16 protein-coding genes and 1 riboswitch are annotated in these 19203 nt (G+C 55.3%); of the genes, 5 read left to right on the top strand and 11 right to left on the bottom strand.

Annotated elements, in window-relative coordinates:
- Nucleotides 1-146: 146 nt before the first annotated feature.
- From zwf to pgl, 3 genes are read left to right on the top strand one after another with little or no spacing between them, the layout of a single operon-like run.
- A complete protein-coding gene (zwf, locus tag ACN082_RS05155; protein WP_419099769.1) occupies nucleotides 147-1688 on the top strand; it encodes a glucose-6-phosphate dehydrogenase in 1542 nt (513 codons plus the stop codon).
- The gene (locus ACN082_RS05160) at nucleotides 1685-2668 is read left to right on the top strand and encodes a glucose-6-phosphate dehydrogenase assembly protein OpcA (RefSeq protein ID WP_419099811.1); all 984 of its coding nucleotides are present in this window, start codon (nucleotides 1685-1687) and stop codon (nucleotides 2666-2668) included. Before zwf ends, ACN082_RS05160 begins: the two co-directional genes overlap by 4 nt.
- A complete protein-coding gene (gene pgl / locus ACN082_RS05165; protein ID WP_419099770.1) occupies nucleotides 2661-3437 on the top strand; it encodes a 6-phosphogluconolactonase in 777 nt (258 codons plus the stop codon). Before ACN082_RS05160 ends, pgl begins: the two co-directional genes overlap by 8 nt.
- Before the next feature lie 119 nt (nucleotides 3438-3556).
- Here pgl and secG read toward each other — a convergent pair whose 3' ends face one another.
- The 11 genes from secG to ACN082_RS05220 form a co-directional block, all read right to left on the bottom strand.
- Nucleotides 3557-3814, bottom strand: coding sequence for a preprotein translocase subunit SecG (gene secG / locus ACN082_RS05170; protein WP_419099771.1), 258 nt, complete (start codon nucleotides 3812-3814; stop codon nucleotides 3557-3559).
- Nucleotides 3815-3987: 173 nt separating this feature from the next.
- Nucleotides 3988-4764, bottom strand: a complete 777-nt coding sequence (gene tpiA, locus ACN082_RS05175) for a triose-phosphate isomerase (protein WP_419099772.1) — start codon at nucleotides 4762-4764, stop codon at nucleotides 3988-3990.
- A 62-nt stretch (nucleotides 4765-4826) separates the two neighbouring features.
- Nucleotides 4827-6050: a phosphoglycerate kinase gene (locus tag ACN082_RS05180; protein WP_419099773.1), complete on the bottom strand. Its 1224-nt coding sequence runs from the start codon at nucleotides 6048-6050 to the stop codon at nucleotides 4827-4829.
- Nucleotides 6051-6209: 159 nt separating this feature from the next.
- Complete coding sequence (gene gap, locus ACN082_RS05185; RefSeq protein WP_419099774.1) at nucleotides 6210-7214, bottom strand: type I glyceraldehyde-3-phosphate dehydrogenase; 1005 nt, start codon at nucleotides 7212-7214, stop codon at nucleotides 6210-6212.
- 455 nt (nucleotides 7215-7669) lie between these two features.
- Nucleotides 7670-8650 carry a DNA-binding protein WhiA gene (gene whiA / locus ACN082_RS05190; protein WP_419099775.1) on the bottom strand — a complete coding sequence of 327 codons (981 nt, stop codon included), beginning with the start codon at nucleotides 8648-8650 and terminating at the stop codon, nucleotides 7670-7672.
- A 62-nt stretch (nucleotides 8651-8712) separates the two neighbouring features.
- Nucleotides 8713-9735, bottom strand: a complete 1023-nt coding sequence (locus ACN082_RS05195; RefSeq protein ID WP_419099776.1) for a gluconeogenesis factor YvcK family protein — start codon at nucleotides 9733-9735, stop codon at nucleotides 8713-8715.
- Complete coding sequence (gene rapZ / locus ACN082_RS05200; RefSeq protein WP_419099777.1) at nucleotides 9735-10625, bottom strand: RNase adapter RapZ; 891 nt, start codon at nucleotides 10623-10625, stop codon at nucleotides 9735-9737. The genes ACN082_RS05195 and rapZ overlap by 1 nt, the downstream gene beginning before the upstream one ends.
- 120 nt (nucleotides 10626-10745) lie before the next feature.
- Entirely contained in the window at nucleotides 10746-12707 is a 1962-nt protein-coding gene (gene uvrC, locus ACN082_RS05205; RefSeq protein WP_419099778.1) for an excinuclease ABC subunit UvrC, read from the bottom strand.
- A 20-nt stretch (nucleotides 12708-12727) separates the two neighbouring features.
- Nucleotides 12728-13417, bottom strand: a complete 690-nt coding sequence (locus ACN082_RS05210) for a lysophospholipid acyltransferase family protein (RefSeq protein ID WP_419099779.1) — start codon at nucleotides 13415-13417, stop codon at nucleotides 12728-12730.
- A gap of 89 nt (nucleotides 13418-13506) precedes the next feature.
- Nucleotides 13507-16386: an excinuclease ABC subunit UvrA gene (gene uvrA / locus ACN082_RS05215; RefSeq protein ID WP_419099780.1), complete on the bottom strand. Its 2880-nt coding sequence runs from the start codon at nucleotides 16384-16386 to the stop codon at nucleotides 13507-13509.
- Nucleotides 16387-16517: 131 nt separating this feature from the next.
- Nucleotides 16518-16667 (bottom strand): hypothetical protein, encoded by a 150-nt coding sequence (locus ACN082_RS05220; RefSeq protein WP_419099781.1) that lies wholly within the window; start codon nucleotides 16665-16667, stop codon nucleotides 16518-16520.
- A 42-nt stretch (nucleotides 16668-16709) separates the two neighbouring features.
- Here ACN082_RS05220 and ACN082_RS05225 point away from each other — a divergent pair, with 42 nt between their 5' ends.
- Together ACN082_RS05225 and ACN082_RS05230 are read left to right on the top strand one after the other, a co-directional pair.
- On the top strand, nucleotides 16710-17402 hold the full coding sequence (locus ACN082_RS05225; RefSeq protein WP_419099782.1) for an MBL fold metallo-hydrolase: 693 nt from the start codon (nucleotides 16710-16712) through the stop codon (nucleotides 17400-17402).
- Nucleotides 17403-17493: 91 nt separating this feature from the next.
- A riboswitch (TPP riboswitch) is annotated at nucleotides 17494-17594 on the top strand.
- Nucleotides 17583-19148: a bifunctional hydroxymethylpyrimidine kinase/phosphomethylpyrimidine kinase gene (locus ACN082_RS05230; RefSeq protein ID WP_419099783.1), complete on the top strand. Its 1566-nt coding sequence runs from the start codon at nucleotides 17583-17585 to the stop codon at nucleotides 19146-19148. Its footprint overlaps the riboswitch before it by 12 nt.
- Nucleotides 19149-19203 lie beyond the last annotated feature (55 nt).

Genomic DNA, 19203 nt, shown 5'->3' on the forward strand with positions numbered 1-19203 from the left:
AGTAGATCGGGTTTTGACCTGGCCGGTACCCTTCTCGGTTCCCGGCCAGGTAAGCCCGGTAAACTAATGCATAGACAGGGTAGCGCGTATCCCCCTGGCCTTTAAGCCAGCTACAGCTACCGCCCATAGCAACCTGTGAAGGATTCATGGCAGTGGCCAACACTCACGAATCAAACCCTCTGCGCGATCCACGCGATCGCCGTCTGACCCGCGTCGCTGGCCCCAGTTCTCTGGTTTTCTTCGGCGTCACCGGTGACCTAGCACGCAAGAAACTGCTTCCAGCAGTGTATGACTTGGTCAACCGTGGCTTGTTACCGCCAAGCTTCGGTTTGGTGGGTTTTGGGCGTCGCGAATGGAGCCACGAGGATTTCCGTGATGAGGTTCGGAACCACGTCCAGGCTCATTCTCGTACGCCCTTCCGTGAGGATGTCTGGAACCAGTTTGCTGCCGGTATTCGTTTTGTGACCGGTACTTTTGACTCCGACGAGTCTTTTGAGAAGCTCAAGGCAACCCTTGCCGAGCTTGATAAAACCCGTGGTACTGGTGGTAACCATGCCTTCTACCTATCTATTCCGCCCAAGGATTTTGACCAGGTTCTCCAAAAATTGGCTGACCATGATTTAGCCAACCACAATCAGCATGAGGGCTGGCGAAGGGTCGTTATCGAGAAGCCCTTTGGCCACAATCTACAGAGCGCTCGTGAGCTCAACGCCATTGTCGAGCGCGTATTCCCAGCAGACTCTGTCTTCCGCATTGACCACTACCTAGGCAAGGAAACCGTTCAGAACATTCTGGCCATGCGCTTTGCTAACCAAATGTTTGAGCCCCTGTGGAACGCCAACAATGTGGATCATGTGCAGATCACAATGGCCGAGGATATCGGCATTGGAACCCGCGCTGGCTACTACGATGGTGTGGGTGCGGCCCGCGATGTAATCCAGAACCATCTGCTCCAGCTTCTGGCGCTGACCGCTATGGAAGAACCCGTCAGCTTTAACGCTGAGCACCTGCGGGCAGAGAAAGCTAAGGTTCTTGAGGCCGTTCAGGTGCCCCGGGATATCGAGCAGGCTTTTGCTATTGGCCAGTATGCGGCCGGCAACCAGGGTGGTGAAGAGGTCAACGGCTTCTTTGATGAGAATGATATCCCCGCGGATTCGCGTACCGAAACTTTTGCGGCCCTCAAACTCTTCATTAATACCCGCCGCTGGGCCGGTGTTCCTTTCTACCTGCGTGCGGGCAAGCGTCTGGGCCGCCGCGTCACCGAGATTGCGGTGGTCTTCAAAAAGTCCCCCAACCAGCTCTTTGGAGGTAGCTCCCACCTGGCAGGTCAGAACGCTATCGTGATTCGCGTCCAGCCTGATGAGGGTATGACCCTACGTTTCTCATCTAAGGTACCCGGCACCCAGATGGAGATTCGTGATGTGAACATGGACTTTGGGTATTCCCACTCCTTTACCGAAGAATCACCAGAGGCTTACGAGCGCCTGATTCTGGATGTACTACTCGGTGAGCCACCGCTCTTCCCCCGTCACGAGGAAGTTGAGCTGTCGTGGAAGATTCTTGACCCCTTTGAAGAGTACTGGGAAGAGCACCAGGTTAAGCCTGAACCTTACGCCCCCGGTTCTTGGGGACCGGCTTCTGCCCACAGCATGCTTGAACGTGACGGTCGCACTTGGAGACGCCCATAATGAGAAAACTTAATGACACCACCGTTGGCGAAATCGCCAAGGAACTTGCCCGTCTGCGCAACGAAGAAGGCGCTACCACATCCTCTCGTGTACTGACCCTGGTGATTCTGGCTGAAAAGGGGCATTCGAAGACCGCTGTTGAGGCGGCACTCAAGGCTTCCTATGAGCATCCCTCCCGCATTATTGTTCATATTGACTACGGTCAGGATGCCCCTGATCAGCTCAATGCAAGCATCTACGTTGGTGGCGATGCCGGTGCCTCAGAGCTGATCATTCTACGCGGTTACGGTAGTGCGGCTGTGGCTACTGAATCTCTCATTTCCGGACTTCTACTGCCTGACTCCCCCATTGTTGCCTGGTGGCCGCATTCGGTTCCGGAGAACCCAGCGGAGCACTCTATCGGCCGGATTGCTCAGCGTCGTATCACCGATTCGGCTCGTGCTTACGACCCGCTTGGCGTGCTTGAAAAACTGGCCGACAGTTACAAGGACGGAGATACCGACCTGGCCTGGATTCGTCTAACGCTGTGGCGCATCCAAATTGCTGCTGTACTTGATCAGCTCGGCCCCGCGCCCGTCAGCAAGGTGACCGTTTCAGGCTCATCCCTGTCGCCCTCGGTCGTTCTGCTGGGTGCATGGTTGGGCACCCGACTGGGTGCGACCGTTCATCTGCGCACCACCGATGTTCAGCGTGGCCTCTACCGGGTACAGCTTGAACGTGAAGATGGAAGGGTAACCATCCACCGCCCCGGCAGGAACATTGCCACAGTCTCTTCCCCCGGTACACCTGACCAGCAGATCTCTCTGCCGGTCAGGTCCCTGGCAGATTGCTTGGCTGAAGAACTGCGTCGCCTGGACCCCGATGAAGTTTACGGGGAGGTCTTGCAATCGGTTGTCGATGGTTGCAACATCGTGGTTGATATTAATGCGGAAGATACCGCAACCGAAGGCGCTGACTACACGGAGGTCTACGATGCCTAAACCCATTCTTGTTGCCCACACCGATAAGGCTCAGCTCCAGCTAGCTGGGGCAACCCGCATCATCAATGTTGCGGCGACCGCTGTGGCGGCTCAGGGCGTGGCCCATATTTCGCTCACAGGCGGTACTATGGGTATCGCTGTTCTCGCTGGTATCGCTGAGCACCCGCTAAGTTCTACCGTGGACTGGTCTAAGGTTCATTTCTGGTGGTCTGATGAGCGCTTTGTTGCCACCGGTCATGCTGACCGCAACGAGCAGCAGGCAGGCCATGCCCTGCTCACCTCTTTGGGCCTACCCACGGAGAACCTGCATATCATGGGGGCTTCTGACACCTTTGATTCGCCTGAGGCAGCGGCCCTTGCCTACACCGAAGAGTTGGCACGGTTTGCACCCGCTGGTGAGAGCTCCCCTCTCTTTAACCTCACCCTACTGGGTATGGGGCCTGATGGGCATATTGCTTCGCTCTTCCCCGACCGAACCGAGATCCTGGACGCTGAGGGAGTTGCTATCGCGGTTCATAACTCCCCTAAGCCGCCACCCACGCGTGTGAGCCTGACCCTGCCGGTCATTAACTACTCAGAGCGTATCTGGTTCCTTATTGCTGGTAGCGATAAGGCAGATGCAACGGCTCGGCTGAGGGCTGCTAGCCAGCTAGCAGAAAGCGAGCTCACCGCCAAGATTCTCACAGCGACTCCCGCCGCAGGTGCCCGAGGTCTGCTTGAAACACTGATTCTGGTAACAGAAGATGCTCTGGCATCAAACGCCAATTGAGCTTAATGAACAGCGGCCGCTGCTTTACCCCCTGGCCGCTGTTCTTTAGCTGTAATAGGCAGAGAGCATGAAAAAGCCCGATAGTTCTGTGAACTATCGGGCATTTTATATAAGTCTTTTTAGATAACCGCCACGGTCTCAAAACGGAGTACCAGGGCGTAGCCGATAATGGCAAATACCCAGAGGAGGATAACGGTTACCGTAAGTCGGATAAGGTTTTTAGAGGCCATACCCGAGGAGTTCAGGGAGGTTGTCATACCGCCACCGAACATATCTGAAAGGCCACCGCCCTTGCCGCGGTTGAGCAAAACCAGGAGCACGGTGAGGACGCTGGTTATAGCAATAACCACCATCAGGGCAATCTTTAGGGTTTCCACGCAGAACCTTTCACATGAACAGAGAAGGTGGCGTTCTCAAGCCACCCCAAAAACTATACGCTCTTTAGGCTGTAAAAGCACGGCTAACACCGCTGAGCTTCATGCTCTATGCCCCTAGCCCGGCAGACCGATTCATAGCTGAACCGGCTACCGGGCTACAGGAACCCTTAGGTTTAGGAGTTGAAGCGAGCAATGTTAGCGAACTCGGTAGCGTCCAGTGAGGCACCGCCTACCAGTACGCCGTCCACATCTGCTTCTGCCATGATTTCAGGTGCGCTAGCAGCCTTGACCGAGCCACCGTAGAGCACGCGCACCTTGTCTGCAATCTCAGCTGAGTAGAGCTTAGTTAGCTCAGCGCGGATAGCGGCACTCATTTCCTGAGCGTCAGCTGCGGTTGCAACCTTGCCGGTGCCAATTGCCCAGACAGGCTCGTAGGCAACGACCAGGGTTTCAGCCTGTTCTGCGGTCAGGCCTTCGATAGAGCCACGGAGCTGTTCCAGCGTAAATTCGACGTGCTCGCCGGCTTCGCGCTTGTCCAGGCCTTCGCCTACGCACAATACGGGAACCAGGTCGTTGCGGTATGCTGCCTGAATCTTAGCGGCACACACAGCATCGCTTTCACCGTGAATAGTACGACGCTCTGAGTGGCCCACCAGAACGTAGCTTGCACCCAACTTGTTCAGGAATACGCCGGAGATATCGCCGGTGTAGGCGCCGGAATCCTGGTCGGAGAGGTCCTGTGCACCGTAGACAATCTCTAGCTTGTCACCGTCAACTAGGGTCTGTACTGAACGGATATCAGTGAAGGGAGGGAAAACAGCAACTTCAGCCTGAGCATAGTTAAAGTTGGTGTCATCCAGGGTCCATGCCAGTTTCTGGAGCAGGGTCACGCCTTCGGTGTGGTCCATGTTCATCTTCCAGTTGCCAGCGATAAGAGGCTTACGAGTCATGTGGCTCGTCCTTTCGTCAAAAATTAGTGTGCTTAGGCGTCGAGTGCTTAGGCGCCGAGTGCTTAGGCGCCGAGTGCTTCGAGGCCGGGCAGGGTCTTACCTTCGATGTATTCGAGGGAAGCGCCACCACCGGTGGAGATGTGGCCAAACTGGTCGTCAGAGAAGCCCAGGTTACGCACAGCCGATGCGGAGTCGCCGCCACCGATGATGGAGAAAGCATCAGATTCAACCAGGGCCTCTGCAAGGGCCTTAGTACCGGCTGCGAAAGCTTCAATTTCGAAGACACCTACGGGGCCGTTCCAGAAGACTAGCTTGGCATCCTTGATCTTCTGCGCAAAGAGTTCACGGGTGGCGGGGCCAATGTCCAGGCCTTCTGCCTGGGCACCCAGCTTGCCACCTGTCAGATCTTCGATGGGGCGGATTTCAGAATTCGCATCGTTGGAGAAATCGTCTGCCCATACAATGTCGGAGGCGATAATGAGCTCGGTGCCCTTTTCGGGTGCTTCTTTCAGATAGCGCTTGCAGTTCTCAATCTGGTCCTCTTCAAGAAGTGACTGGCCTACTTCGTAGCCCAGTGCCTTGGCGAAGGTATAGCCCATGCCACCACCGATGAGCAGAGCATCAGCCTTACCGATCAGATTATCAATCACAGCGAGCTTGTCGGACACCTTAGCGCCGCCCATAACAACGACAAAGGGGCGATCAGGGTTCTTGATGACCTTCTGCAGAACGTCAACTTCGGTTTTGACCAGGTCGCCCAGGTAAGCCGGAAGTACCTTAGCAATGTCGTAGACAGAGGCATGCTTGCGATGAACTGCCCCGAATGCGTCGTTGACGTAGGCACCATTTTCACCGGTCAGAGCTGCAAGTTCAGCAGCAAACTCGGCGCGCTCAGCGTCGTCCTTGGAGGTTTCGCGTGCATCATAGCGGACGTTTTCGAGAACCAGCAGTTCGCCGTCCTTGAGAGCTTCAGCCTTGGCCTTGGCATCCTCACCGACCAGGTCAGTAGCAATTACAACGGGAAAGTCTGCGAGCTCAGCAAGACGCTCAGCGGCGGGCTTGATGGAGTACTGGGGGTCAACCTGACCCTTGGGGCGACCGAGGTGAGCGGTCACAATAACGCGGGCACCAGCATCGGTCAGCTTCTTCAGGACGGGCAAGGAAGCGCGGACGCGGCCGTCATCGGTGACCACACCGTCCTTGAGGGGAACATTCAGGTCTGAACGGACCAGGACGCGGCGACCAGCAAGGCCGCTTTCGATAAGCTCTGCAAGAGTTTTTGCCATGGGACTTCTCATCTCCATACGGTGAGGTTGATATAGGTAGGCTCCCCCGGTTGAGGAACCCAGATATGAGGACGGGTTAGCCAACTGCGCTTTATGCGTGCGCCAGTTCGCTAACCCTGTCTCTCATTGGTGTCTCATATAAGACGGTGGTCTATCAGCTTAGAGGGCTGCTACAACCTTGTTGGTGAACATGACCAGACGTGACACGTAGCCGTATTCGTTATCGTACCAGGCGATAACCTTGACCTGGTTGCCAATAACCTTGGTCAGGGGGGCATCGAATACGGTCGAAACGGGCTCGCCCTCGATGTCCTTGGAAACGATGGGCTCTTCGTTGTACTTGATGATGCCCTTGAGGTCGCCCTCAGCTGCTTCCTTGACGGCTGCGTTAACTTCTTCAACGGTTACTTCGCGTGAAGCGGTGAAGGTCAGGTCGGTGATGGAGCCGGTGGGGGTGGGAACGCGAACAGCGAAGCCGTCCAGCTTGCCCTTGAGTTCAGGAAGAACCAGGCCAACGGCTGCAGCGGCACCGGTGGAGGTGGGAACCATGTTCAGGGCTGCGGCGCGTGCACGGCGCAGGTCCTTGTGAGGAGCATCCTGCAGGCGCTGGTCAGCGGTGTATGCGTGGATGGTGGTCATGAGGCCCTTTTCGATACCGAACTTATCGTTCAGTACCTTGGCCATGGGAGCCAGGCAGTTGGTGGTGCAAGATGCGTTTGAAACGATGTTCATGGTGGCTGAATCGTACTGGTCGTCGTTGACGCCCATGACGAAGGTGCCGTCAATGTTTTTGCCGGGTGCAGAGAGGATAACCTTCTTTGCACCAGCTTCCAAGTGAGCCTTAGCCTTCTCGCCATCGGTAAAGAAACCGGTGGACTCAAGAACAACGTCTACGCCGAGGTCGCTCCAGGGAAGATCAGCAGGGTTACGCTCTGCCAGAACCTTGATTTCGGTGCCATTGACGACCAGGCCGTTTTCGGAGACAGCTACTTCACCGTCGAAACGACCCATGATTGAGTCGTACTTGAGAAGGTGAGCAAGGGTATTTATGTCGGTCAGATCGTTGATAGCAACGATCTCAAAGCCCTCGCCATGCTGCTGGGCAGCGCGGAAGAAGGTGCGGCCGATGCGGCCAAAGCCGTTAATTGCTACGCGTACAGTCACTGAAATCAAACTCCTAGATACAGTTAGTGACAAGGTGGACGAGACTCCCTCTGAAGGGCGTATCGTTGCCGAACTCGGGAACTTTAGTTCCTGTCAGCTCGGCAGCCGAGCTCTCGTCCGGTTCGTTTTCTATCATACCCTGTTTATGTGAGTTTTGGTGTGTTTCTGTCGTATTTAAAGGTGGATTTAAGTGTGTTTCACTCATTGTTCACTCAGTTTTCCCCACCGAATGTGGCTCCCGCCCCTTAAATTCATGATAAATGCCACCCAGTAAAGGGCAAACCAACAAAAACCCACATCGATTATCTGAAGACAAGCTGGGTTCTTGATTGGCCAAGGTTAGAAGTTACTATCTGCACGTTGAGCACATGACCAGCAGTGAACCGCTCAAGACGCAGAAGAGCCGTCCTCACCCGCAAGTAAGGACGGCTCACCACACTCAAAAAAGTAAGAAACTACTGGTGCTGACCGTGTGCCCCCACCCCGGCTTCAGTACCGGGGATACCGCGTTCAGCAGCTCGCTTATCGGCCATGGCAATGAGACGACGGATTCGACCTGCGATAGCGTCCTTAGTCATAGGTGGGTCAGCCAGACGACCCAGCTCATCCAGTGAGGCCTGCTTATGCGCTACACGTAACTCACCTGCATAGCGTAGATGGTCAGGAACTTTATCGCCCAAAATTTCAAGAGCACGTTCAACCCTGGCCCCGGCGGCAACAGCAGCCTGAGCTGAACGACGCAGGTTAGCGTCGTCAAAGTTAGCCAGACGGTTGGCAGTGGCACGCACTTCTTTACGGGCGCGACGCTCCCGCCAGTTATCCAGAGCATCAACAGCCCCCATACGCTCAAGGAGCAAGCTAATGGTCTCCCCATCACGCACTACAACGCGATCAACACCGCGCACTTCGCGGGCCTTAGCGATAACATCCAGACGACGAGCCGCCCCCACCAAGGCCAGCGCGGCCTCAGGACCGGGGCAGGTAAATTCAAGAGCTGACGAGCGGCCCGGCTCAGTCAACGAACCGTGCGCTAAGAAGGCCCCGCGCATCACAGCCTCGGCGTCAGCCAAGGAACCGTTTACAACAGCCGGAGGTAGGCCCCTAACCGGGCGACCTCGCCCGTCAAGCAGACCGGTCTGACGAGCCAGAGCTTCGCCGCCTTGATCAACGCGAACCACGTAGCGACCACCGCGGCGCAGGCCGCCACCAGAGATAGAGGTAATAGATGCTTCATGCCCATACATCTCTGCGATGTTGTATCTGAGCCGCTCAGCAGTAGACTCCAAATCGACCTCGGCCTCAACCACAATTTTGCCCTGAACCAGGTGCAAGCCGTTGGTAAAACGCAAGATAGTGGCTACCTCAGCTTTACGCACAGATGAGCGGTTCGCTTCAAACTGTGCCAGCTCTTCCTTGACCGATGCCGTTAGGGCCATGCTGGTCTTCCTCCAAAAGTTTAACTGCTCAAGTCAGTAGGGTGTGCCGGGAGATCCCGACCTCAGTATTTGAAAACCTGCTTATAGGCCGCAGCCAATTTGAGGGGGTCATGGACCCCCGGCTGATCGGTTTCCGCCACCTCGACCCAAAGGACCTCGGCACCGAGCTGGCTAGCAACATTTTCAAAGATTTCTCGCTCCCCAGTGGCGGCAGGGTCAGCGATAACTGTATTAACCCTAATTTCTGGAACGTAATCACGCAAAACGAGAAGGTGGTCGGCGGCACTCATACCCTGCGTTTCTTTACCGTCCAGCTCCAAATTCATCACCAGGCAAATCTTGGCACTGGTATTGAGAATCGCTTCACGTAAACCGGGCAGTAAGAGGTGAGGCAGAAGGGAGGTAAAGAATGAACCAGGACCCAGAACTACCCAGTCAGCCTCGTGAACCGCGCTGACTGCTTCGGGGCAGGGCTCAGCTTCCGCAGGAAGAAGACGAACTTTATCTACTCTACCGGCCTTAGCCAAAGTCGCCTGGCCCTGCACGGTATCGCGAAATTCCACGCCGTGCTCATTGGTGCTTACAATATCGCCCTCAATAACCAGAGGTGTCAGCGACATCGGCAGGACCCGCCCTCGTGCGTTGAGCAGGGCACCTGCCCAATCAAGACCGGCAACGCAGTCACCCAGCAGATCCCACAGAGCCACAATCAGCAGGTTACCCAAGGCATGGTTCTCCAGGGCAGTCGGCCGGGCATCGGTCCGTTGCGTGAAACGGTGCTGCATAACATCACGCCAGGTACGTCCCCAGTCAGTGTCATCGCACAGGGCAGACAGCGCCATACGCAGATCACCGGGAGGTAAAACATCAAGTTCATGGCGTAGCTTACCGGAGGAACCCCCATCATCGGCAACCGTGACCACTGCGGTCAGAGCACTGGTAATCAATTTAAGGGCAGACAAGGATCCATAGAGGCCGTGCCCCCCGCCCAGAGCTGTCACTCTGACCGGAAGAGGGTGCCCCTGATGAATAATTGGCAGGAGTCCCGTCTCGGGGAAACGGGGTGCGCGAAAAGTCTCAGGCATTATTCTCTACCCATGTCACGGTGATGAATCGAAATGTTTACATCGTCCATTTGGCGCAGTCGGCGGGCAACTTCTTCAGTTACAGCAACTGAGCGGTGCTTACCGCCGGTGCACCCAATAGCAAAGGTTGCATACAGTTTACCTTCCTTTCGGTAACCCGCAATGACCGGCTGAAGCGCTTGAATGTAATGCGAGATAAATTCTTCGGTACCCTCATGAGAAAAGACGTAATCTCGGACCCCAGCGTCCTGACCGGTCTGGGCTCGCAACTCAGGAACCCAGTGAGGATTCGGAATGAACCGCATGTCAGCCATGTAGTGGACATCGGAGGGGGTGCCGTATTTAAAGCCGAAACTCATCACGGTAATGTTCACAATGCGCTCCTTACCTGGAGCATAGGTTTCACGCACTTTCTTAGCCAGCTGGTGAACATTCATCCCCGTGGTGTCAATGATGTAATCCGCGCTCTCTTTGAGTTCAGCAAAAAGCTTGCGTTCTTCGGAAATCGCTTCTGCCACCAAACCGCCCTTCTGAAGGGGGTGCGGGCGCCGCTGAGCCTCATAGCGGGCGATAATATCCTTATCCGCTGCGTCCATGAAAAGCATGGAGAAATCAACGTCAAGGCCCCTTAGGTTATTGATAGCTTCAGGCAAATCTTGCAAAAGACGACGCGCACGAACATCAATCCCAACCGCCACTTTGGGCATGGTTGCAGGAGAGTCTTTAACAAGTTGAGCAAGGTTGCTGAACATCTGAGGTGGAATGTTATCCACCACGTACCATCCCTCATCTTCGAGGGTGTTGGCTGCGGTGCTGCGGCCTGCACCAGAAATACCGGTGATGACCAAGATTTGCGGTTTGACGCCAGATACAAGGGGGTCAGATGACATGTGAGGGGTCTCTCGCTTCTCCAAATTGAACCAATGTTAGTTATAGCCTAGCGCACATACACCCCATAAAAGCCCGCAAAATGCAGGCAATATGCCCAAGATATGTCCCCCAAAAAGTATTTATGGCCGGGTGTCCTCAGACAAGAAATGACGGTGGATTTTTTGGGCCATAGAGGGGCCAATTCCGGGGACTTTCTGCAGTTCTTCAATATCCGTAGCTGAGAGCTGTTTGAGAGAACCAAAATGCTTGATTAAGGCCTCCCGCTTAGCTGGCCCCAGCCCATCAATAGTGTCCAAGGCAGATTTGACCATTTCACGGCCGCGCTTGGTTCGGTGGAAAGTAATGGCAAACCGGTGGGCTTCATCGCGGATCCGCTGAATCAGGTAGAGCGCGTCGGAAGTTCTCGGCAAGATAAGGGGGAAATGATCGCCCGGTAGCCACAGCTCTTCCAAGCGTTTAGCAATACCCACCACAAAGATATCGGAAATTCCAAGGTCTTCTAGCGCGCGAGATGCAGCAGCAACCTGAGGTTGGCCACCGTCTACGACCACAAGGTTGGGCGGATATGCAAAAGCGGCAGGTTGCTTCTCACCTCTGTCTCTTATCTCACCGGACACCGGAGAACGAACACCGGCAGCCTCATCAGAGAGGTAACGGCGAAAACGGCGGTAAATGACATCATACATACTGGCCGTATCGTCCCGCGCAGCATCACCGGTGACCGAGAACTTGCGGTAGTCGCTTTTCTTGGGCAATCCGTCCTCAAAAACCACCATGGATGCCACCACGTTGGTGCCCTGGGTATGCGAAATGTCGTAGCACTCAATCCGCATGAGAGGTTCGGGGAGTTCCAGGGTCTCCTGGAGCTCAACCAGTGATGCTGACCGGGTAGTAATGTCCCCGGCTCGTCTGGTCTTATGGAGCGCTAAAGCCTGCCGGGCGTTCTCCCTCACCGTATCCATGAGCTCTACCCGGTCACCGCGCTGAGGAACACTGATAGAAACTTTGGCACCCCGAACACCGCTAAGCCACTCTTCGAGCCGCTCCTGATTCTCAGGAAGCACAGGAACATTAATCTGGCGGGGTATCTCGTTAAGGTTATGGTTAATCTCCTCTTCGGTGGTGCCTGCCGCCAGACTTGCTGCTGACTCACCGTAGACCTGCACGAGAAGCTGATCCATGAGCGCCTGCGGGCTTGAGTCTTCCACCTTTTCGACGATCCAGCCGCGTTGGCCTCGGATGCGGCCACTGCGTACATAGAAGACCTGAATGGCAGCTTCAAGATCATCTTCTACAAAGTTAAAGATATCGGCGTTGACCGAATCGGGCAGAACCACCGCATTAGGTTCAAAAGCCTTAGTGAGAGCTTGGATATCATCCCGTAGCAGAGCAGCCTTTTCAAAATCAAAGTCGGCTGCTGCCTGCTTCATCTGGGCTGTCAGCTCAGCTATATATTTTTCAGCACCACCGGCCATAAAGGAACAGAGCTGTTCAGCCAGGGCGGCGTGGTCTTCCCTGCTGATTTTTCCTACGCAGGGTGCAGAGCACTTGTCAATATAGCCCAGCAGACAGGGGCGATTTGATGCCTGAGCCCGGTTGAAAACTCCAGTGCTACAGGTCCGCACGGGGAATACACGCAAGAGGGCATCGAGAGTCTGACGGATAGCCCAGGCCTGTGAGTAGGGCCCGAAGTAGCGGACACCCTTCTTTTTCTCACCGCGCATCACCTGGGCCCGCGGGTAGCGGTCTTTGAGAGTGACTGCCAGGTAGGGATAGCTCTTATCATCGCGGAAGGCAATGTTGAACCGAGGCTTGAACTCTTTAATCCAGGTGTACTCAAGCTGGAGAGATTCAAGCTCGCTACCTACAACCGTCCATTCCACTGACGCGGCGGTATGAACCATGGCATAGGTTTTAGGGCTCAGCGAATCGACCTTAGCGAAGTATGAATTCAGTCGGTTACGCAGGTTTTTGGCTTTACCCACATAGATAATGCGGCCGTACTCGTCCCTGAACCTGTAGACACCGGGTTGGGTAGGGATTTCTCCCGGTGCCGGACGGTAAGAGGCAGGACTAGCCAAGAAAAACTTCTTTCTACTGGTTACAGACTGCCGGAATCTCGTTCGGCAGACGGTGAGACGTTGTACTCGTTTTTGCGGGCCTGACCAGAGAGCTGGGCGATAGCGTCCATGATGGTATCGGTCGTTTCACGGCGCTGGCGGCCACTCATCTTCTCCCCCAGCTTCTCAAAAATGAGTGGTTCACCCACACGAACCGTAAAACGGTGGGGGTAGACCATGTTAGAGCCAGGTTTCTGAATCTTATCGGTACCGATTAATCCCACAGGAACTACCCTTGCACCGGTCATGTGAGCCAGCCAGGCCACGCCAATTTTTCCCTTGTAGAGGTAGCCATCTCGCGATCGAGTGCCTTCAGGGTAAATCCCAAAGACCTTGCCCTCTTCGAGCCTTTCGAGCGCTGTCTCAAGAGCCTTCATCGATTCTTTTTTGTCGGTGCGGTTGACCGGGATGATATCGATAACCTGGAAAAGTGTTTTCATGGCTCTGCCCTTAAAGCCGGGCGAGTTAACGTACTCAGCTTTAGCTAAGAAAGCTACACGCCTGGGCATCAGGGCCGAGATAATCACTGAATCCAAGAAAGCAAGATGGTTGGATGCAAGGATGACCGGCCCTTGAGCAGGGAAGTTCTCCAGTCCAGTAACTCGGGCCCGAAAGACCGTACGCAGAATAGCCTCGATACTTTTCTGGGTTGCCTTGTACTTCAATGACATGGTGGCTCCTACAGCCTCATTTCCAGGGAAAATACGGCTTATTTGATTTTTCTGACCGGTTTTACCCTATTTAGCATACCCCCCGCGGTCTAGCTCAAAAGCATTTCTGCTAGGAAACGGCCCGTATGTGACTCAGGGATGGCAGCGACCTGCTCAGGTGTGCCTGTTGCCAGGACAGTACCGCCACCATCGCCGCCTTCGGGGCCCATATCAATAATCCAGTCAGCACTCTTAATGACATCCAGATTGTGCTCAATAGTGATAACCGTGTTGCCCTTATCGACCAGCCCCTGCACAACACCTAACAGCTTGCGGATATCCTCAAAGTGTAGGCCAGTTGTGGGTTCGTCCAAAACATAGATTGACCGACCATTAGAGCGCTTTTGGAGCTCGGTAGCTAGTTTGACGCGCTGGGCCTCACCACCGGAGAGGGTGGTAGCAGACTGCCCCAAACGTACATAACCCAGCCCCACATCGACCAGGGTGTTGAGGTAGCGAGAAATCTTACTGAAGGCCGAGAAGAAGTCGGCGGCTTCGGCAACCGGCATCTCTAAGACATCGGCAATAGTCTTACCCTTGTAATGAACCTCAAGAGTTTCACGGTTGTAGCGTTTACCCTTACAGACCTCGCAGGGTACGTAGACATCGGGCAGGAAGTTCATTTCAATTTTGAGAGTACCGTCACCGGAACAAGCTTCGCAGCGGCCTCCCTTGACGTTGAAGGAGAAACGGCCGGGCTGGTAGCCACGGATTTTTGCCTCGGTGGTTTCCGCGAAGAGCTTACGGATATGGTCAAAAACGCCGGTATAAGTTGCCGGGTTAGAACGTGGAGTACGACCAATGGGTGACTGATCCACATGGATGATTTTGTCCAGCTGGTCCACACCCTTGATGGTCTTGTGGCGACCGGGCACCTGCTTGGCACCGTTGAGCTGGTTTGCCAGAGCGGTGTAGAGGATGTCGTTGACCAGGGTAGATTTGCCCGAACCAGATACACCTGTAACGGCGGTCAGGACTCCCAGCGGGAACTCTACATCCACCTTCTTAAGGTTGTTCTCACGTGCTCCAATAACCTTAATAGTGCGTTTGGGGTCCACGGCACGGCGGGTTGTGGGAACCTCGATGGTGCGGCGGCCAGCCATGTAGTCACCGGTCACGGACTCTTTATTGTCAAGGAGCTCTGCGAACGTACCCGAGTGAACAATCTGACCACCGTGTTCACCGGCCCCCGGGCCAACGTCCACGATCCAGTCCGCTTCTTTCATAGTGTCTTCATCGTGTTCTACCACAATCAGAGTGTTGCCCATATCGCGGAGCTTTGTCAGGGTTTCAATCAGACGGCGGTTATCGCGCTGGTGCAGACCAATCGAGGGCTCATCAAGTACGTAGAGAACACCCACCAGACCAGAGCCAATCTGGGTTGCCAGGCGGATACGCTGAGCCTCACCGCCAGAAAGAGTGCCGGCTGAACGGGCCAGATTCAGGTAATCAAGCCCAACATCAAGCAGGAACTGGAGGCGCGCGTCGATTTCTTTAAGAACCAGCTCAGCGATCTGTGCTTCTCGGGCATTCAGCTTCAGGGATCGCATAAACTCTAGAGCCTCACGCATGGGCAACTGCGTGACCTCTGCGATGGACTTGCCCCCCACGGTGACCGCCAGGATGGTCGGGTTGAGACGGGCACCCTGGCAGGCGGTACAAGCCACATTGCGCATGTACTGCTCGTAGCGGTCCTTGGACCAGTCAGATTCAGTTTCTTCGTGCTTGCGCTTAATGTAACCGACGACTCCCTCAAACCCTGAGGTGTAGCGGCGCTCCCGCCCGAAGCGGTTCTTGTAGGCTACCGTTACCTGGTAATCCTTGCCCTTGAGGATCGCCTTCCTAGCCTTTGCTGGCAGATCCTTCCAGGGAGTAGCCAGATCAAAATTGAGCTCTTGGCCCAAGCCCGCAAGCAGGCGGAGCCAATACTCAGTGGTTGATTTGCCCTGCGACCAGGGTGCAATTGCTCCCTCAGCCAGTGAGAGCTCCGGGTTGGGGATAAGCAGGTCTTCATCGACTTGGAGCTTGGAGCCGATACCGTCACAGCCCTGACAGGCACCAAAGGGTGAGTTGAAAGAGAAAGCGCGGGGCTCCACCTCAGTCACAGAAAGAGCATGCCCGTTAGGACAGGCCAGGTTCTCACTAAAAGACCGGGTACGGCTTGCTGAGTCTTCATCCTCATCCACAAAATCGATCAGGACTTTCCCATCAGCCAAACCAAGCGCAGTTTCAATGGAATCCGTGAGACGCTGGTGGACGCTCTCCTTGATAGCTATGCGGTCTACAACCACCTCAATAGTGTGTTTGTACTGTTTTTCAAGCTGAGGAGGGTCTTGCAGTTGAATAGTTAGCCCATCCACTCGGGCACGAGCGTAACCGGCGTTGGATAGCTCTTTGAAAAGATCGACGAATTCACCCTTGCGCGCTGAGACAACAGGAGCCAAAACCTGTAGACGGGTCTTCTCGGGGTAGCCCATCAGTACATCCACAATCTGCTGGGGCGACTGCTTGGAGATTTCTTCACCGCAGTCAGGGCAGTGCGGGTGGCCCACGCGTGCCCACAGCAGACGCATGTAGTCGTAGATCTCAGTGATAGTACCCACCGTTGAGCGAGGGTTCTTAGAGGTAGATTTCTGGTCAATAGACACAGCTGGCGAAAGACCCTCAATAAAGTCAACATCCGGTTTATCCACCTGCCCCAGGAACATGCGGGCGTAAGAGGAGAGTGACTCGACGTAGCGACGCTGACCCTCAGCAAAGATGGTGTCAAAAGCCAGAGATGATTTACCTGAACCCGAGAGGCCGGTAAAAACCACCATGGCATCGCGGGGAATATCTAGGTCAACGTTTTTAAGGTTGTTTTCACGGGCACCCTGCACGCGGATGTGCGTGAGGTCGCTGGCCATGGGGCGAGAGGCTAAGCCTGCCATACGATTACCTATCTTCAGGAAAGTCTTTTCGAAGATATATTCTAAACTATGCAGTAAAGTTTTGGGCAGACCGCGCCCAGGGTGCTTGGATGTTAGGCTACCGGCTGAAAGTAGTTAGCTAGCGTGACGGTCTAAAGGTTCTTGTCTGGAATCAGCTCATCTGCACGGTCAAAGACCGCCGTGATACCGGGGTAGTTGAGGTGCCCGGAATGAGCCGCAAAAGAGCCTATGCCTGATGACCTTGGGATCAGCTCCACCTTGCGCAATATTTCAAGCTCCACAACCACTTCACGAGCGAGGGGGCGGGCCCTAGAATCACTAGTATGACAGAAACCGGAACTCTCCATGCCTCTACCCCACTGATAACCATCCGTAGCATAGCTGTCTCTGAGATGAGCAACAAGGTCTACCTGCTCACCCATAAGCAAAGCGGGGCCCAGATTCTCATTGATGCCGCAGATGATTTTCCCGCCATCCAAAAGTTCACTGAGGCCGCACTCGCCACTGACTCCCCCGCCCAAGTCGGTCAGCCCGGCTCCGGAGTCCTTGCACTAATTACCACACATTCCCACTGGGACCATATCCGGGCTTTGCCTGATGCAGTTGCCGGGTGGTCACCCGCCACCTACTGCGGTTCGGCCGATGCCGATGCTATTGCGGAACAGGAAGGTACACGTATTGAGCATCTGCTCAACGGCGGGGAAAACCTCAATCTAGCAGGTATTGAGCTTGAAGTCATCAGCCTGCGCGGGCATACTCCCGGGTCGATTGCTCTTGCCTATCGGGACCCCAGCGAAGAGCACCCCGTCCTCCTATTCACCGGTGACTCCCTCTTCCCCGGTGGGGTAGGCAAGACCCGGGCTCCGGAAGATTTCGCCCAGCTCTTGGCCGATGTTTCAGCGCGTATCTTCTCCCAATATGACGATGCCACGGTCGTTCTACCCGGCCACGGGGACACCACCACACTGGGTGCTGAGCGGCCTCATCTGCCCGAATGGAAAGAAAGAGGCTGGTAAGCGCAGGGCTAGCTGAAATCTTAAAACAACTGAACACCAGAGCCCTAAATTTTTATTGTGTTCGGCTTCACCAGCTGTTAGCATAAAACCGACATTTGGTTTGGGGTGCCGCTGGCAGCAGAAGCGGCTGAGATTAGACCCACAGAACCTGCTCTAGTTAGAACTAGCGAAGGGAAACCCATGCGCCGCCCTCTGCCTGCGCCTCTTGCTCATAGCACTTCCGCTCTCGAAACGTCAGTACCCAACGTGCTATCTATCGCGGGGACGGACCCCAGCGGAGGGGCCGGCGCGCAGGCTGACCTCAAATCAATTGCGGCAGCAGGCGGTTACGGCATGAACGCGGTCACGGCCCTTGTCGCCCAAAACACTCAGGGCGTCCGCGCTGTCGAGGTTCCGCCCGCTGACTTTCTGCGAGCGCAACTCGATGCCGTCAGCGAGGACGTTCGCATTGATGCAGTCAAAATTGGCATGCTAGGCTCTGCTGACATCATCGACACTGTAGCCGCATGGCTCGATAGCAACCCACAGCAGCTTGTTGTGCTTGACCCTGTCATGGTCGCAACCAGTGGGGACCGCCTGCTGGAAACCGAGGCGGAGGATGCCCTACGCCGATTCCTAAAGTACGCCACGGTTATCACCCCCAATATCCCAGAGCTAGCCATTCTGGCCGAAGACTCAGAGCCAGATACCTGGGACTCTGCCTGTGCTCTCGCCCAGGTAGTCGCCGAACGCTACCAGGTCGCAGTTATCGTTAAGAGTGGGCACCTACCGGGTGACCAAGCGGGCAACGCAGTGGTCACTACCCAAGGAACCACAGCCGTCTTCAGACAAAAGAAAATAGATACCTCCAATACCCACGGCACCGGGTGCAGCCTTTCTGCTGCGCTCGCTACACGACTGGCAACAGGAGCAAGCCTTGAAGCAGCCCTGGAATGGACTTCAACCTGGCTTCATGGAGCAATCTCAACCAGTCACCACCTCAGCGTGGGGCAAGGGTACGGACCGATCAACCACTTCTGGCGGCTCTGGGAACAATCACGGGTAGCGGATGCGACGCCGGTAAAACTCGGAGACTTCGAAGCGACCACTAGGCCGCCTCAGATATCAGCGGCGGGCCCGCAGACCAAACGGCTCTGGGAACTCACCGGCCAGATTTGGGACTCAATCTGTGAACTCCCCTTTATCCAGCAGCTTGCATCCGGCACGCTGGCCACTGCAGACTTCACCTTCTACCAGGACCAGGACGCACTCTATCTTTCGAGCTACTCCCGGGCACTTGCTACCCTAAGTGCTAAGGCTCCCTCATCTGCTGAACAGGTCTTCTGGGCGCGAGGGGCGGCGGAGTGCATTGAGGTCGAATCCAGTCTTCACGCTGACTGGCTGGGGCCAGACTATATCAGTGCAGGCCCCTCCCCTATCACCAGGGCCTATACAGACTTCTTGACCTCATCCGCTTCTCTCAACGATTACGCAATCGGGGTGGCGGCGGTTCTTCCCTGCTACTGGCTCTACGCAGAAATAGGTGAAATTCTTGCTCAGGTCAATACTCCCGGTCACCCCTACTCGGCCTGGTTGAGCATGTACGGTTCACCAGAGTTCCGCCAGGCAACTGAGCAGGCTATTGCCTATGCAGAGCAGGTCCTCTCGCAGGCCCCGGGCCAGACCCTGGAAGCGGCTCAGAAGGCCTACCAGCAGGCCGCCCTCCACGAGTTGCGTTTCTTCGCTCAGGCCCAACTACGCAACTAGCTAACTAACAAAGCGCCCACGCCACCCGGACTGCCTTCACAGCCTGTTCCTGGTG

The sequence above is a fragment of the Rothia sp. CCM 9417 genome, from assembly GCF_048513575.1.
Classification (GTDB): domain Bacteria; phylum Actinomycetota; class Actinomycetes; order Actinomycetales; family Micrococcaceae; genus Rothia.